The sequence below is a fragment of the Bartonella sp. TT110JLCBS genome (genome assembly GCF_042193405.1).
Lineage (GTDB): Bacteria > Pseudomonadota > Alphaproteobacteria > Rhizobiales > Rhizobiaceae > Bartonella.
In genome coordinates this window covers 1-17,458 of the sequence record NZ_JBHILT010000012.1, presented here as the reverse complement: position 1 = coordinate 17,458, position 17,458 = coordinate 1, and the positions used below count along the sequence as shown (strand labels likewise).

Sequence of the window (17,458 nt, the reverse complement as noted above, 5' to 3'; positions counted from 1 at the left end):
CACAAAAGTCTATAAATCTTTTCTTAAACAAATTTTTATCCGCTTACTCATCCACCTTGTGATATATGCAAATGAATGCTTTTTATGGATTCATCATAAAAGCCTTAAAAATATTTCAGCACCCTAAATTAAAATTATCTTTATAAATAAGTGTGTTATAAATAATATAATTATCACTCTGAAATACGCGTTTTGAAACAATAACGTACAAACTCATTAAATTTCTCAAGAAGAACAAAAGAAGTCCAATCAGAAAGCGTATTAAAGATATACAAAATCACTCTCTTGTAAAAATGAAACGAATAAAGAACGAGAAAAAGCCACAAGCATAACTTGTAGCTTTTTCAAAGATTAATCAAAAACAGGAACAACACTAGAAATGATAACGCAATCCACCTGAAAAACTCGTTCCAGAAAAACCAGCTTTCGTTAGCTTGTGCTGATAAACCAAATCGCCGTAAAGCGCAAATTTTTGAGACAATTGTGCATTAAAACCTAATCCTGTTTCTAATGAAGAACCAAAAGCACCTAGCTGGAAAGCATCTTTAAAATGCACAAATTGTTTTCCTTCAAAACCATGAGCAAGATGAAGTTTGCCATAGAAAGAAATAACTTGAGCCTCATCAGTAGCGACCAGCCTCTTTGTTAAACGCCCCCCAATACGCCCTATCCATTGATGAAGCTTTCCTAAATCAATATCAAAGCCGTCCACATCACGCACCTTATTAAATTGAAGATATTGATAAACAACCTGAACTTGAGGATCAAAAACAAAACCGTCCTCTCCTACCATAAATGTTTTACCAGCAGTCAATGAAGCACTTAAAGGATTTCCCTTTAATGTTGCCGTCTTGCCACGTGCAGTTGTTAGAACATCACCCTTAAAAAACCCATAAGACACAAGACCATCAACGTAAAAACCCGCATCATGCTGCATACCACCGTATGCCGTAACTGACCATTTATCAAATGTACTTTTTTGACTCTGTTCAACATTCAAAGGTTGCAAAGAAAATCTCTCGTAAGCCCCGATAATTCCAAAAGAAGTGGAACCATACGTATTTTCGATTGCTTTTAGCAAAACACCTGCCTCTAGTGCATTATAATCAAACTCGCCGCCATAACCATATTCAAGCGCGGAAAGATTTGAAGTATAACGATGATTGCCGCCATAACCGCTCACAAAAAAGAGAGGCTTTTCACGACTTTCTAATAAGCCCCCAGAAGTAATTCGCAAAGCTTCTAACCGCTTATTTTGATTGTTAACATTCATCAAACCAATATGACGTAAGGCATTAGGCAAAAGGAGATAAGTCGGAACCTGCGGAACAACAGCCTTAACGCCCGGCTTAGGACGAGGATGAGGCTCCGGAGAAGGTTCTGGTCCCGGAATTGGCTTAGGAGCAGGATCTGGTTTAGGTTTAACATCAGAATCTATAGATCTACTTTCAAGACGGAAATCCCAAAAATCTCCGTTCCCTTCAACTAATCTCTGATCCATACTTGCTTTTCCAAACTCAGATTCTGGACCATAACTATAAAGCTTATACTGATAAGGTAATGCGTTTAACGCTACATAACCACCTTCCAACTGAAAAGAATCTTGCTTTGCTTCTCCAGAAACCTGAATAATTGAAATACCTTCAGCATTCCCCCCCTTTCCCGTATATCCTCCTGGACTTCCTGCAACACCATGCACACGGAGCATTGTTTTTCCTGAAACATCACCATGAATTAAAACACGATCAGTCTTTTGATTAACAAGAGCACCGCCCTTATTCAGGTATGTATTAAGAGAAATAGAGGCACCGCCCTGTGCTTTATAAACTTCACCCTTTCCCTTTCCAATACGAAGGGTTTGATAATCATCAACAGAAGAAGATTCATGTCTTTTAAAATTAATAGAGCTCTCACCCATAAGACTCACGAGTGAAATAGAAGAATTATGCGCAGCCTCATTTTGATCTTTTTGCAACGGTTGTTGTAAAATCCATTGAGAACGGCCTCCCAAATAAAGCTCAGCATTAGAATTTTTATCAACGTGTGTGCGACCCTCAAGAGTAGAAGCATCCGCCAAAACTGTTATAGAAGCACCTTCCTCAGCTTTTAATAAAAAATTCCCTGAGTGAAGAGTGCTGTGCACCAACCCCACCACACCAGAAATAATGTTTCTACCATAAATAGCCGCATCGTCTAAAACAGAAAACTCTGTTCTATCCAAATTAACAACTTCTAATCGTGGTGGAGATTTTTCTTCCTCGAATGAAATCTCCTCTTTTTTATCTCTCCCTTCACTCCATGGCTTCTCGCCCCGCAAGTAGATACCATAAGATCCCTTACCCTTTACGGTAACAAAAGAAGACTTAAGATTAATCTCAGTCACATAAAAGCTATTCGATAAATCTTCAGCTGCATCTCTATCTTCGATTTCAGCTTCTGTTTCAGATAGTTCTGATACAACACTAAAAGGCTTGACTGGATTTTCTAATAATATACCATGAGCATCCTCAACATTAATAGTTCCCCCTTTAAACTCAACAAAACCACTTTCATCCATTAAAAAAACCGTGTGATTTTTATCTTTGTATCCCTTTCCAGCAACAGTAACACCATCGAGAATGACCTTTCCCCCTAATACCGCAGAAACGCCGTGACTGTTGGTAAAGCGGAGCTCCCCACCTTCCATCCAGATATCTGCCCCACTATAACTGGAAAGGCTTGCCTTCCCATCACGCGTATTAACTTTTGTATTCTCTAAAATAACCAATGAATTCTCCACGGCTTCAACAGCCCTATCACTCTCCCCTATAATCCCCTCCTTTACCTCAATTATTCCATTATTAGCGAAAAGAGCTAACTTTGTATTTTGAAGCGTCGTTTTTTTCAAAACAATCTTTCCGTCATCTGATACAGCCACACCACGCAAAAAAGATTTATCAGAAACTTCACTGCTAACAGTTACATTCTCTCCATAAACTCTGGTCCCTATCCGTTTTACCGTTATAGCAGTAGGATCTTCAGGATAGTTGGAAACGTTCTTATTTGTAATCCTATAAGATTTATTATCAATTTTAAGATCTGTCCCGCAATTATCGCATATATAATACAACCCATTATAGTAATAAAACCCACGCTTTATACCTCTTTCATCAAAGTCTGCATCTTTAACAGAGTTATCTATATGACCATTATTCGATCCCTCCATTCCACTCAACTCATGATAATCACTTCCCCCACGAATACCCTCATCGTTATTGCCAACATGGTTCACACGAATATAATGATTATTCTGCCCACTCTCTCCACTAAGGGGAGGCTTATACGCATTACTTCCATTAAGATGAGGACCAGAAGTAACACTAATACTGTTGAGCGGAATAACACTTATAGTATAAGCTATACCGTTCCCCTCTGCAGCCGCATAAACTTCTCTTCCACTTTGGAGAAAAGAGAGGATAGCAGTTGTACAAGCACATAAACATACATGATTTCTAAAAACTTTAATCATAGTTCCCTCGAAACTTTCCTTCCCCTCTCATTAAAAATAAAAGCACCTGCAAAACACCCCATTGCACACCTCAAAACACGAAAAGTGTAACAAAAAGAATATGCCTCATGCTCATCTGAACTGTGCAATGAATTATCCCAATAAATTTGGCAAAAGCTCTACGCCAAAACCACCTATAAGAGAATAGTTACAAAACACACCTTATGAGTGTATAATGCATTCTGTATTTCCTGTAAAGAAAAAATAAAACCAGTGCGTGCAATTAATTAAAAACACAATCAAAACTTGTGAACTTAAAAAATTAATCCACAAGGAGATGAATGAAAAAATAATTTAAATCCGTGAAAAACAAACTCTCAAAAATGAGCTTTAGAAAGCATCAATATGGTACCTTAATGAAGTATTGTTTATTGCCTCACGCTTTTGTTTATCACGTTCTTTAATGAAGTCACATCCCTCACGCAAAACAGAACACCATTGCTTTGCATATTCACGCGCTTGTTTTAAAGAGATATCTCTCAACGCTCCCAATCCCATTTCACGGCGCAGCCCGTGAAGGGTATAACAATAAAACCATTAAGTCGCCCCATCTTTATGCTTATGAAGAAGCAACCCAACACCATCACACACTTTGCCAGCTCGTGGGTGTTACGACAAACCCTTAACTTTTGAAACAATGCATTATAGGCACTTTTAGTCTTTTTTTGTACAATTTATATCCACATATTAATTTCGCTTGTAACGTGCAAACGAATGGTTTTGATTGATTCAACATAGAGAGATTTGAAATGAGAAAATCTTACGATATTCAAGACTCTCATTCAACATGCAAAATAATTAGATTATATATATAAATCAATATATTACCTAAAAAACAATGTAACGCATGGCATCCCCCCTGCACTCTTTAAAAGCCCATAAAAGTAAGTCTCTCGATTGCACCATCAACAGCAAAAATTTTAAGAAAATTCACTTTAGTATAGAAAAACGCTCTCATACGTAAAATAAACTATGTTTTTTGGTTCACATCAAGAAGATGAGAAGCTTTTAAGAACAACACAAGTTGTTATAAAGAAAAAAGGCAGCACATTGTGCTGCCTTTTCTAATAAGGTACATAGTGTACCTTATATTAAAACTGATACCGTACTCCTCCGGAAAAACTTGTTCCCGAAAAACCAGCCTTATTAAGCTTATGTTGATAGAGAATATCAGCATGCAGAGAAAACTGTGGCAACAATTTGGCATTAAAACCTAATCCAGCCTCTAGAGAAGAACCAAAAGCCCCTAACTTGAAAGCATCATTGAAATGCACAGACTGTTTTCCTTCAAAACCATGAGCAAGATAAAGCTTACCATAGAAAGCAATAGCATTCACGCCTTCAGAACCTGTAGGAATCTTAGTTAAGCGTCCACCAACACGTGCTACCCACTGATTAAGGTTACCCATTTCAATATCAAAATTGTCAATATCACGGGCTTTATTAAACTGGAGATGTTGATACACAACCTGAACCTGCGGATCAAAGACAACCCCCTTATATCCTGTCATAATTGTCTGACCACCAGCTAAAGAAACACTCAAAGGATTACCTTTTAATGTTGCTGTTTTACCCCGTGCAAGGGTGAGAACATCACCTTTGAACAGACCATAGGATAAAAGACCGTCGACATAGAAGCCAACATTATGCTGCATGCTACCATATACCGTAGCAGTCCATTTATCAAATGCACTCTTCTGACTTTGCTCAACATTCAAAGGCTGCAGAGAAAGTTTTCCATAAGTTCCCATAACGCCAAAGGATATAGCACTGTCGGTATTTTCAATAGTTTGCAGCAGAACACCTGCCTCTACACCATTATAACTAAGATCGCCGTCATAACCATATTCAAGAGCAGAAAGATCTGAAGCATAACGGTAACTTCCACCATAGCCGCGTAAATATAAAGCAGGATTTTCACGAACCTCTACCATTCCTGTAGAAGTCATCCGCAACGTCTCCAACTGCTTATTTTGATTGCTAATATCCATCAAACCAGCATGGAATACGCTATTAGGCAAGCTGAGATAAGTTGGAACCTGTGGAACAACAGACCTTACAAATTGTTCAGGAAGGGCAGCAGATCCAACAGACTTAACATACTGATTTTCTAGACGGAAATTCCAAAATTCTCCACCATCCTTAACAAATTTCTGTTGCACATGCTCCTGCTTCGAAGTCGCTTCTGGAGCATAAGCACGAAGAGTATATTTGTAAGGTGAGTTTCTCAGCGCAACATAATTGCCATCGAGTTGGAAAGAATCTTTCTTCGCTTGACCATAGACCTGAATAATTGAAACACTATGAGCAATCTTGGCATTCGCTTTACCATCTCCTACATTGCCCGCATCACCTCGTACATGTATTTTTGTTTTTCCAGAAACATCACCATGAATGACAAGCCGATCAGTAACTTGCTGATCACTCGGATCACGAGGATTTAAACGTGCATTGAGATGAATTACAGCATCACCCTGTGCCGCATAAACTGTTCCTTTCCCATTTCCAATATGGAGAGTCTGATATTTTCCTTCAGATTCCGAAGGTGCAAAATTAATAGCACTATTTACAAGACTTACAGAAGAAATGCATGAATCCACACATCCTAAATCTGAAGTACCTAAATTCTTCTGCGTACTTCTTTTTAGAATCCACTGTGAACTATTAGCCAAGTCTAATTTTGCATAAGAACTTTTATCAACGCGAACATCACCTTTAGCAATAGAACTATCAACCGATACCGATATATTCGAACCATTCTCGGCTCTTAATAACAAGTCACCAGCAAGAGTTGTCTTATTTTCTAATGAAACATGACCACCAGAATTATTACCATAGATCGCTATACCATTTGCAACTTCAAAACCAGTTTTCTTCAACGAAACTGTCCCTGTTATGCCTATAGGTGTTTTCTCCTGTTTGGATACAGCGCTCCGCTTAGCAACAATTGCTTTCTCAGTTTCTAAATCCTTACTTCGATTTTGTTGACTCGCTTCTTTCTGTATTAGTCCATCAAAATATATGCCATAGACTCCGTCACCTTCCACCCTAACAGTTGAAGACTCGATATTTGCATGATTCATAGTAGGACGAACCTCAGAAGATCTCCTTCTCCTAGAAGAGCCGGTCTCAACCACTTTATCATCAGACTTCATAATCCACAAAGCATGAGCATCAGTCACAATACTCCCATTCTTAAAATCAACAGAAGCATTATCACTCAACAGCAAAGCTGCACGCCCAAAATTATCTGCAGAATCTAACTTACCTTGTCCTTTTTTCGCAGTAATATTAACTTTGTCTAACTCAACGCTTCCCCCAGCTTCTGACCTCACAGCCACTCCCTTTTCCAAAGTAATAGCCCCAGAGTCCATAGACACCTTACCAGCCTGACTTACCAAACCAGCCACAGCCAAATCCCCCGTCACGTTAATTCTCGTATCCTTTAAATTAACAGATGATCCAGAACCCGCCAAAGCGCCTACATAATGCGCATTAACTGATCCACCAGTCATCATAACCTTTCCACCATTTTGAGCTTCAAGCCCAATTACAGAAGATGTAATTGTTGAGTTTTTTTCCAAAACAACTTTTGCATTGTCTTCTGCAAGAACAGCACTCACAGCCTGTAATTTAGTAAGATCAACATTGCTTTCGTTATCATTCCCCCCCATAATTGTAGCATTCTCTAACTTAATAACTGTATTTTCATTCTGTGCATGCATAGAATGTTGAGTTTTATTCTTTGCTTTCAGTGTAAGATTTGTCACTGTATGTGATTTACCATCACTACACGAATAAGGAGTTTGCGCCCCCTTCTTACCATTATCCTGTGTGGCATCACATGTAGAAGAAACCGTTTCCTTACCAGAATTATTAAGCAAAAGAACACGTCCAACAGCTCCACTAGAAGATGCAACAGGTGTTACAGAAATCTCAGAAGAAGGCTTTATGGAAGCAGTTGAATTTAGACTAGAAGATACAACAGATTTTACAGAAATCTCAGAAGAAGGCTTTATGGAAGCAGTTGAATTTAGACTAGAAGATGCAACAGGTGTTACAGAAACCTCAGAAGAAGGCTTTATAGAAGCTGCTGATTTTATAGATGGAATCTTATTCGATATAGTGTGGACAGATGATACAGAAATCCCATCTGTCGATATCACAGAAATCCTACCTCGATCAGATCTCGCAACTGAATCAGCTCCTGAAGGCATTAAATTTAACGAACTTCTACCTCTAGATGAAAGAGATGAATTGGATGAAACAGTATATACGCTATGCTGAGATTCCCCAGTCCCCCTCGGATTAGTAGATGCGCCCCCCTCAGATACAGTAGAAGCAACAGGAGACGTAGTAGGAGAAGGAGTGGATACTACTTCAGATGTTCTAGCACTCGCCTGATCAGTAGATTCCCTCCTCTCAGATACAGTAGAAGCAACAGGAGACGTAGTAGGAGAAGGAACAGACGTTACAGCTTCGGATGTTCCCTCCACCCCCTCCTGATCAGTAGATGCGTCCCCCTCAGATACAGTAGGAGTACTAGGAATAGAAGGCAGTTCCGACTCCAGGTTAGAATTATTAGAATTACTAGACCCAACGGTAGATTTAACAGAAGATAAAGTCTCAGTAGAAGACTCGGGTGTAACCTGCAAAATACGTCCAACGGGTAAAGCGGCATTTACACTTTCAGTTTCCTCAGACTCCTCACCCGCAGCCTCAACGACAGAATTAAATGAAGCATCATCCTCACCATCTTTGACCGTGATTACACGAGTTTCTTCACGTTGAGGAGGTGAACTATACATAACGATAGACCTATACGGATAACCATAAAGATAAGACGCAACAAAATCTGCATTTTCTAAACGGAAATCCCAAAACTCCGAATTCTCTCTCTGTAATTGATTCTGTAATTGAGTATCAAAATATTTTACCGTCTTAGACGCATTTGGACCATAAACATGAAGAGTATATTGGTAAGGGTAACCATCTAACGTAACATATTCACCATTTAACTGAAAAGAATCTTCTTGTGCTTTTCCATAAACCTGAATGAGTGAAACACTGGAGGGCGCACCTTTATCTCCAACACTTTCTGAACCAGTATTTTCTGAAACGGTATTTCCTGGAACAGCATTGATATGCAATATAGTTTTTCCAGAAACATTACCATGAATTAAAAGCCTATCAGATACCTGGCTGCTGTTACCGCTAGCGTATTTTTCCCCCAGACGCACATTAAAATGAATCCAAGCGTTATCGGCATTGTAAACCACCCCCTCTCCATCTCCGATACGAAGAGTACGATAATTTCCACTATCATTTGCCGAAGAGATAAATTTAAGAGTACTATTTTTGAGATCAAGAGATGAAATACATACATCTACGCACCCATCCTTTCTTTCACTCTTTTTACTTTTTGTTAAACGCCACTCAGAATCTTTAGATAAGAAAAACTTCGCATGAGCTTGATCTTTAATAGAAACGTCACCTGCAATTACCGAGTCATGTGCAAAAACTGAAAGATGAGCAGAAGATGTAGCTTTCAACAACAGATCACCAGAAATTTCTGATTTCCCTGTTAAAAAAACAGAGCCTTTCAAACCACGATCTTCAATGGCCACACCCTCTGGAACTTTGAAAGAAGCATTATCCAAAACAACCACACGCCCCCTGTCTTTAGCATCACTGCTTTGATCAGCAACTACTTTAGTATCACCTTTTTCAAAATCTATTCCAACCCCATCACTACCTTTTACTTCAATAGTTGAAGATTTAATACCAGCGACTACCCTAAAAGTCCCCACATTCTCATGACCTACAATATGCCCCATAGTGGTTATAAATTTATTTGTAGCTTCATCATAAGCATCATGAGCTCCATAAACTTCACTATGTGCATTCCGTGTTTCAGCAATTTCTTCCATGGTGTATAAGTCATACCCACTACTATCAATAGGGATATTCAAAACATTTTGAAGAAGATATTCATTGGAAATCTTTTTACTTAAACTTTCATTAGCCTCAACCATAGGAGAATCGCCAATCCAAAAGCCAACAACATTAAGGACACTAAGTTTTCCATGATTAAAAGCAACAAAACCATCATGTGACGTAAAAACACTAGTAACATACCCCTCATCGTCTTCGTCGTCAGCTTCTTCTGCCTCTTTAATTGTAACCTCAACACTATCCAGTTTAACAGATGCTGCACTTTCAGACACAACCCCTGCATAGCCTCTTGGAAAAGTAAGCGTTTTAGATTTCATTGTTACCCCAGCCCCAGCCATACCGTATAGAGCTGTTGTATTTACAGCAACATCCGTATCACCCAAAAAAACAGATGAGTTATTATCAGCCCAAACACCTATACTAGCTTCAGTAATGTCGCCATCTTTCATATTAATCACTGCCCCCCTGTCTGCCTCAAGCCCAGTTATAAAAGAGTGAATACGAGAGTTAACCAATTCAACACTCGCACCATCTACTGCATATACAGCATCTCCAACGCCTTCTTCCTTATCCTCATCATCATACTCCTGTTCATTTTCTAAACCCTGTATAGATGCATTATGGATTTTAACACGCGCTTTACTCCCTGTTGCAGACACACCATTATCACCAGATGTTGTTATAGTAATCTGACCTCCTTGCATCGTAAATGTTTTATTATCACAATGAATAGGGGAACGTTTAATAGAGGAATCTTGTGCACCAGCACTTCCTGCATCAGTATTGCTATCATAATTAGAATCACAACTAGATTGAGGTGATCCCACTGGAGTTAGAGAAGAATCAATAGTGCCCCCAACACCACTCACCGCCATAGAAACACCAACACCTTGTAAAAGGAAGAACGCACTTGTTGTCAGTGCGTACAAACGTGTACGCTTTTTAAATACATTGATCATATGTCAAACTTTCTAAATAATGTTGCAAAAACACTAGAATTAAGTGAAAATGAGGTAAGTGAACGATTTGTAACATATGTAAGTCAACTTTACAACATAGTGTTATTTATTTGCGCTTCATTTTGTGCATAAAAATACCAAAGTTAAGTTTTTAAGTGCGCAAACCTTTGTAATATTAGATAAAAGGATAAAATCACGATGATAAAATATATGAAATGGATGACTTCTGTTTTACTGGTTGCAATCAGCTTTGCAACGGTTTTATGGACTCATACGAGTATTGCAAATACGAGTACCCAGACAAATGTAACGATTAATCATGTTTCAGGCACGACTTCTGTTCCCGCTTCTCCGCAAAAGGTTGTTGTGTTTGATCTTGCTTCGCTAGATAATATGAATCGCCTTGGTATCAAAGCCGTTATCGGCCTTCCTGAAGGAAAAAAACCTTCCTATCTGCAACAATTTAATGATGAAAAATATGAAAGAATCGGTACCGTTTTTGAACCAGATTATGAAAAAATTGCCACTCTTCAACCCGATTTGATTATTATTTCCTCCAGAACTCAAGCAAAATATAAAGATTTATCCAAAATAGCTCCAACAATTGATCTAACCGTAGAAAACGAAAATTCTCTTGAAGATATTAAACGAAATGTGTCTATCCTTGGAAAAATTTTTGGTAAAACACAAGAAGCAGAAAAGGAAATTGCAAAAATCAATGAAGCTTTTGCTGAAGTCCGTAAAAATACCCAAGGAAAAGGCACTGGGCTTATACTCATGACCTCTGGTGGAAAAATCAGTGCTTTCGGACCAAAATCACGTTTCGATATTTTTCACTCCGCTTTTGGAATTGCCCCTGCAACCGATAAACTTACCGTGCAAAAACATGGACAACTCATTTCTCCTGAATTCATTCTTGAAACCAATCCTGATTGGTTGTTAGTGATTGATCGCGATGCAGCCATTGGACGGGAAGGACAATCCGCAGCACAATTGCTTAACAATGAGCTTGTTCACCGCACAACAGCGAGCAAACAAAACCAAATTATTTATTTGGACTCTTGGAGCTGGTATCGTGCAAATGGTGGTTTAACGGCACTCATTGAAACCGCACAGCAGATCAATGAAGCCTTTACAAAGAGCAAATAAGCGCACGAAAGAGCTTGCTTGCTATATAAATAAAATTTAAAAGCAGAGGTTGTTTATTAAGCAGTCTTTGCTTTTTGTAGATTTTGTTAGAAAATGATTTAACGTGAAGAATTACTGGATAACCATAACACTTCTAATTTTCCTGTCTATCCTCAGCATTTTTGTTGGTTATTCTGATGTCACACCTTCTAACCTTTTCGCAGCCGATCCCCATGCGTGGCTTATTTTTTGGCAAACGCGTCTTCCTCGTACCATTGCAATCCTTTTAGTAGGCGCAGCACTTGCACTTTCAGGTATGATTATGCAACTATTGACACGCAATCGCTTTGTCGAGCCATCAACCACGGGAACCATTGAATCTGCTTCCCTTGGCATTCTTTTTATTATGATTTTTTTACCCGATATCCCTGTTTTAGGAAAAATGGTCGTTGCGACAATTTTTGCCATGGCAGGCACTTTACTTTTTATGTTTTTATTGCGACGCATTCCTCTAAAATCTGCTCTCATTGTCCCCCTTACAGGGATTATGCTAAGCTATATTATTGGCTCTTTAACCAATGCCATTGCAGATTATGAAATGTTACTTCCTTCTCTTCAAGCTTACTTATTTGGCAGTTTTGCGATGGTTCTTGAAGGAAAATATGAACTCTTATGGTTATCCCTTCCCCTTTGTATTCTGGCCTATTGTACTGCTGATCGCTTTACGGTTGCAAGTTTGGGAGAAGATTTAACCAATAACCTTGGATTGAATTATCGTGTTGTCATGTTTTTTGGTCTTTTTATTGTCGCCTCAATCACTGCTGTTGTTGTCTGTACCATTGGCCGTATTCCTTTTGTTGGATTGATTATTCCAAATATTGTTTCAAGTTTCATGGGAGATAATATGCGCTATACCGCTCCTTGGGTGGCCATCAGCGGTGCAGGATTGGTCTTGATTTGTGATCTTTTAGGACGAATCATTCATCCCTCTCTTGAAATTCCCATCAGCACCATAATGGGTGTAATCGGTAGTTTTATTTTTATGATACTGCTTTTACGCTGGAGAAAGCGTCTTGGATAAAAGAAGAAAAACAATATGTGTACTAACAACACTTATCATCATAGCATGCATTGTCATTAGTCTTTACATGACGTGGAATATCAATATTTATACATGGAAATTTCGTCTTACAAAACTTTCCTCTCTACTTCTTATTGCCTATGCAATAAGCGTCTCTACGGTTTTATTTCAAACAATCGTTAATAACCGTCTTCTTACCCCTTCAATTATGGGATTTGATCAGCTTTATATTTTAATAAAGACTGCCCTAATGTATTTTGTAGGCTCTCTTTCTTTGCCCTTTTTGAATGAAGAAGGACAGCTCGTTCTTGAAGCACTCATTCTTATTCTTTTTTCAATAAGCCTTTTTCGCTGGCTCTTTTCAGGAAGCCTAAAAGGGCTTCATTTGACGCTTTTAATCGGTGTTGTTTTAGGCGGCTTTTTTTTCAGTTTACGGATGTTTATGCAATTGCAACTCAATCCAGACCAAATGATGAATTTAACGGATATTATGTTTGCAAATTTTAATAAATTCAATACACCATTAATAAGCTTTGCCACAATCATTGTCTTCATTGTGAGTCTGATTGGATGGCATTCCCGTCATCTTCTTGATATTTTGGCTTTAGGACGTGAAAATGCTCTTAATCTTGGCGTTAATTACCACAAAAGTGCAACAGCTATCCTTATTTTTGTTTCCATTCTCGTATCCATTTCCACTGCATTGGTAGGCCCCGTCACCTTTTTTGGACTGTTAGTTGCCAACCTTTCCTATGAACTTTCTCCTCAAGCAAAACACAGTGTTGTTGTCCCTATTGCAATATTATTGGCTATTATTTGTTTGGTGGGGGGACAATTTATTTTAGAACAAATTTTTCATATGGCAGGGCGTTTAAGTTTTATCATTGAGTTTTGTGGGGGAATTGTTTTCTTAATGTTACTGATGAAGGGAAAACTAAAATGATTGAAATCAATCATCTTTCCAAGGCTTACGGAGCACGATTGATTATCGATAATTTATGCCTTCATCTTCCAAAAGGGGGGATTATTTCTCTTATTGGACCCAATGGTTCCGGAAAATCAACTCTTTTAATGCTGATAAGACGTCTTTTGCCACACCATAATGGTACAATTCATATCGACGGCTTTGATATTGATAAAATGCCCCACGATATTTTGGCTCAAAAACTCTCAATTCTACGTCAAGAAAATCCTTTGTCTTTTCGTTTAACCGTGTACGATTTAGTAAGTTTCGGACGCTATCCTTATTCAAAAGGCTGGTATACACATGAAGATAAACAATTTATCGACAGTGCGCTACGCTATCTCGGCTTACAAGATTTAAAAGACCGTTTTTTAGATGAGCTTTCTGGAGGTCAGCGTCAACGCGCTTTTATAGCCATGGTTCTCTGTCAAGATACCGATTATCTTCTGTTAGATGAACCATTAAACAATCTGGATATGAAACATGCCGTTTCCATGATGAAGCAGCTACGCCGCACTGCCGATGAACTGAAAAAAACCATTCTTATTGTTATGCACGATATTAATTTTGCCTCATCTTACTCAGATATGATTGTTGCATTGAAAAATGGGAAAGCGGCCTATTGTGGGACTCCAAAAGAAATTATGCAACCAGAAATTCTTAAAGACATTTACGATGTCGATATTCAAATCAAAACAATTAATGACATCCCTATCGCTCTTTATTATCGATAATCATAAATATTTTTTGCGCTTACATGCATTATAGAATCTGCTAGGGATAGTAAAATTGGCTTATTGGGGAATAGTTTAATGGTAGAACAGCGGACTTTGACTTCATCAATCTTGGTTCTAATCCAAGTTCCCCAGCCCGTATTTTATGATTGTAGCTTGTCATCGGGTTTTGTATAATTTGAAAGCAGATTTTGCATCAATTTATTTTTTTCAAAGGATCTGCAAAAACTTTCAAAGGTCATTTAAAATCCCTTTAATGCATATTTTTCTTTTCCTCTAAAAATCGCAATTTGAGATGATAAGCTCTTGAGCTGGAGGTGGATTCTTTGAACCACATGTATAAGATTATGTGCCAACCCCTTTTATCTTAAATTGGCTAAAGATTTTTCGGATCTGAGGCACATCATTGACTTTCCCTTTAATTGCACAAGCAAAGCAAACATCGTCTGGTAATCCTCTCGCTTAAACAAATCCTTTCCATAGTAATACACGTATATCTAGCTCTGTTTATGGCAATGCCAAGGTTTCCCATCATGCCAAGGTCTGGGGTAAAGCCCTATGGCAATGCAAAATTAAACAGTAAAAGTAAGTGTTATTTCCCCCCAAATGTGAGATTTATGAAAACGAATAATATTATCAAGATTACAGATACAAACAAATAAATGACAGGCAAGGAACGCCTTATTTAATAGATATAAACCTATCTCTAAAGAGAGAATCCATAAAAGAAAGCCGTGCCAATTGATATGACACGGCTTTCAGATATTGATTATAAGATTCAAATGAACCATCCACAATGGAGTAATCAATACATATATACAAAACGTATCATATTGCAAGCGCTCTATTAAAGATATGAAAACTTATCAAAAGAAACGTAAATGACAGCTATGATTTTGATATCATTCATTAGCATTATAGAGCCTATAAACGCTTGCTAACTTTATCAATCCAATCAAAAGAAAATGCATCTTAAATGAATGTCTTCTCAATAAGGTTTTCATAAGCATTTTTTCATTTTGCACTCAAATGTAACTTCTTTGCAAATTAACCAGCTCAAATTTGAGTTGGCAAAATCAACCAATCCAATTTTGGAGGCGTTATCTTTAGAAGAGCCATCTTTAAACATTATAGCTTTTGACTCAAAATTGAGTAAAATCCCATACCTTAGATGTTACAATGGTTTTGAATTTTGCTGCCTCATTTTTTTTCAATAGGTGCCCCCAAAATTTTGGGAGAACTCATTTGGTTTCGTATTTTTAAACTGTAACTTTTAAAACGTTTTTTCTCACTTTCTTGCATTATATCATTGAAATGCTTTCAATTTCATAAGACATAAAATTGTGATTTTCATTCTATATTGTGATGATAGTATCTATATAATGCCTGCCTATCATTTACTAACTTTTTAGTAAGCGTTTTAAAAAACGATCTTATCTTTAAATCCTTTTGTGCAATCTTTATGAACTCAATCTATAAGCTTATGATCGTTTCAAACGATTATTCCTTTTAAGATTGCACTCAAATAAAGAGCAAAACACATCCCATTCTTAAACGTATGCAATTTATGTTATCGATAATTCCAAACGACTGAAATTTAAAACAATGTGATTTGTGCTGTGTGACGTATCATAAAATTTATGACCTGTTATGAATGATAACCGCTTTTCATTTGAATGCACCCATGCGTTATAATATTTGCATCATGATTTGCTTTTTATGGTCTATACATCCATGGCAATCTTATATAAAAAATGATCAATTCAAACATGCATAAAAGTATGGATTCTTAAGTGGATTCATATAAAATAACTGCACTTAATATATTGATATTATTAGTTTTTATGTACAATGTCTTTTTAACTTCAAAAGATATCAATTTCCTTGTAAAAAATATTCCTCCCATTCCAACAAAAGACTCCACATAAGGCGATAAGGGATAGCTTCTATGATTTTACAAGTACTGATCGCTGGCCATGCAATAACGCCGACTGATGTCCAAGCCAATTAGACCGCCTGTGGAAACAGGCAGGTTGTGGGGCTGAATATAGTGGAACAGCACCGAACGGATAAGCCACGCGTCGTAAGTAAGCCTCTTAGCGTGCATAGCTTATAGGTTTTGGAAACAGACAATTATTATAATTCAGATATTATAATTCAGACGATTAAAGATCGGATCTCAGGCTTTTTAATCCAGTGGACAAACACGAATAATGTGTCCGTCCGGATCTTTGATTAGAAAGGTACGTCCAAATACATCAGTATACGGTTCCTTCAAAACATTTATCTCAACAGTGGTTTGCTCTTTCCATTCCGCATAGAGCTTATCTACGTCCTCTCCAGTAGGCAACATAATGCCGATTTCTGAAAAACGAGGCACATTTTCCTCAGGCGTATCGCCCCCAGACCAGAGAGCAAAGAGAGCATCCCCCGAAGAAGCAAATGCAACATAGCGTGGCGAGGTAAACACAGGTTCTTTCTTGAAGATGAGTTTGTAAAAAGCTGTAGAATACTCTATGTTTGAGACATATACCAACTGTAGGTTTGGGGTAACAGGATAAGTGGAAATATTACTCATTAATTCTCTATGATTTAGGAACAACTGCCTGACAGGCTATACCTATATAGAGGGGTATTTCAACAAGAGTTTGTGATGCTTCCATTCGCGGTGTGCTTTATTTATGTGTTTTTACTCGCTTATTGCTATATGCTAAAATATCGAGGACGCCCCTACTGGGATTATAATGATATCCCTATCGCTCTTTATTATTGATAATCTAAAGATTTTTTGCACTTGCCTACACTATAGAATCTGCTAGAAATGGTAAAATTGGCTTATTGGGGAATAGTTTAATGGTAGAACAGCGGACTCTGACTCCGTCAATCTTGGTTCGAATCCAAGTTCCCCAGCCAGTGTAGTTGTAGCTTGCCAGCAGGTTTTGTATATGTAGCTTGCCAGCATGTAGCTTGCCAGCAGGTTTTGTATAATTTGCCACTAGGTTTTGTACCAATTTATTTTTTTTCAAAGAGTTTTTAAGGGGTTCTCAAAGGGTCTTCAAAGACCTTTCAAAGATCATTTAAAGCCTCTTT

General features: G+C 37.8%; 8 protein-coding genes, 2 tRNA genes and 2 pseudogenes. 6 read left to right on the top strand and 6 right to left on the bottom strand.

Features of this window, described 5'->3' with window-relative positions; translation table 11 throughout:
• Positions 1 to 373: 373 nt before the first annotated feature.
• The 3 genes and pseudogenes from ACFILW_RS06110 to ACFILW_RS06100 all read right to left on the bottom strand — a co-directional run bounded on the left by ACFILW_RS06110 (position 374) and on the right by ACFILW_RS06100 (position 10,461).
• On the bottom strand, positions 374 to 3,508 hold the full coding sequence (locus ACFILW_RS06110) for an autotransporter outer membrane beta-barrel domain-containing protein (protein ID WP_375685349.1): 3,135 nt from the start codon (positions 3,506 to 3,508) through the stop codon (positions 374 to 376).
• A gap of 402 nt (positions 3,509 to 3,910) precedes the next feature.
• A pseudogene (locus tag ACFILW_RS06105) lies at positions 3,911 to 4,138 on the bottom strand (Arm DNA-binding domain-containing protein); the annotation flags it as partial.
• 500 nt (positions 4,139 to 4,638) lie between these two features.
• Positions 4,639 to 10,461, bottom strand: coding sequence for an autotransporter outer membrane beta-barrel domain-containing protein (locus ACFILW_RS06100; protein WP_375685348.1), 5,823 nt, complete (start codon positions 10,459 to 10,461; stop codon positions 4,639 to 4,641).
• A gap of 198 nt (positions 10,462 to 10,659) precedes the next feature.
• Here ACFILW_RS06100 and ACFILW_RS06095 point away from each other — a divergent pair, with 198 nt between their 5' ends.
• From ACFILW_RS06095 to ACFILW_RS06075, 5 genes are all read left to right on the top strand, one after another.
• Positions 10,660 to 11,610: a siderophore ABC transporter substrate-binding protein gene (locus ACFILW_RS06095; protein ID WP_375623942.1), complete on the top strand. Its 951-nt coding sequence runs from the start codon at positions 10,660 to 10,662 to the stop codon at positions 11,608 to 11,610.
• Positions 11,611 to 11,713: 103 nt separating this feature from the next.
• Entirely contained in the window at positions 11,714 to 12,670 is a 957-nt protein-coding gene (locus ACFILW_RS06090) for an ABC transporter permease (protein ID WP_375623944.1), read from the top strand.
• The gene (locus ACFILW_RS06085; protein WP_375685347.1) at positions 12,663 to 13,613 is read left to right on the top strand and encodes an iron chelate uptake ABC transporter family permease subunit; all 951 of its coding nucleotides are present in this window, start codon (positions 12,663 to 12,665) and stop codon (positions 13,611 to 13,613) included. The genes ACFILW_RS06090 and ACFILW_RS06085 overlap by 8 nt, the downstream gene beginning before the upstream one ends.
• On the top strand, positions 13,610 to 14,368 hold the full coding sequence (locus ACFILW_RS06080) for an ABC transporter ATP-binding protein (RefSeq protein WP_375646498.1): 759 nt from the start codon (positions 13,610 to 13,612) through the stop codon (positions 14,366 to 14,368). Before ACFILW_RS06085 ends, ACFILW_RS06080 begins: the two co-directional genes overlap by 4 nt.
• Positions 14,369 to 14,432: 64 nt before the next feature.
• A tRNA-Gln gene (locus tag ACFILW_RS06075) sits at positions 14,433 to 14,503 on the top strand.
• Between the two features lie 141 nt (positions 14,504 to 14,644).
• Here the strand turns inward: ACFILW_RS06075 and ACFILW_RS06070 are convergent.
• From ACFILW_RS06070 to ACFILW_RS06060, 3 genes and pseudogenes are all read right to left on the bottom strand, one after another.
• Positions 14,645 to 14,850: pseudogene (locus ACFILW_RS06070) on the bottom strand (DNA adenine methylase); the annotation flags it as partial.
• Between the two features lie 1,393 nt (positions 14,851 to 16,243).
• Positions 16,244 to 16,375, bottom strand: a complete 132-nt coding sequence (locus tag ACFILW_RS06065) for a hypothetical protein (RefSeq protein WP_375612406.1) — start codon at positions 16,373 to 16,375, stop codon at positions 16,244 to 16,246.
• Between the two features lie 181 nt (positions 16,376 to 16,556).
• On the bottom strand, positions 16,557 to 16,946 hold the full coding sequence (locus ACFILW_RS06060; protein WP_375685346.1) for a VOC family protein: 390 nt from the start codon (positions 16,944 to 16,946) through the stop codon (positions 16,557 to 16,559).
• Between the two features lie 261 nt (positions 16,947 to 17,207).
• Between ACFILW_RS06060 and ACFILW_RS06055 the strand changes: the two genes are divergently transcribed.
• Positions 17,208 to 17,281: transfer RNA gene (locus ACFILW_RS06055), tRNA-Gln, on the top strand.
• Positions 17,282 to 17,458 lie beyond the last annotated feature (177 nt).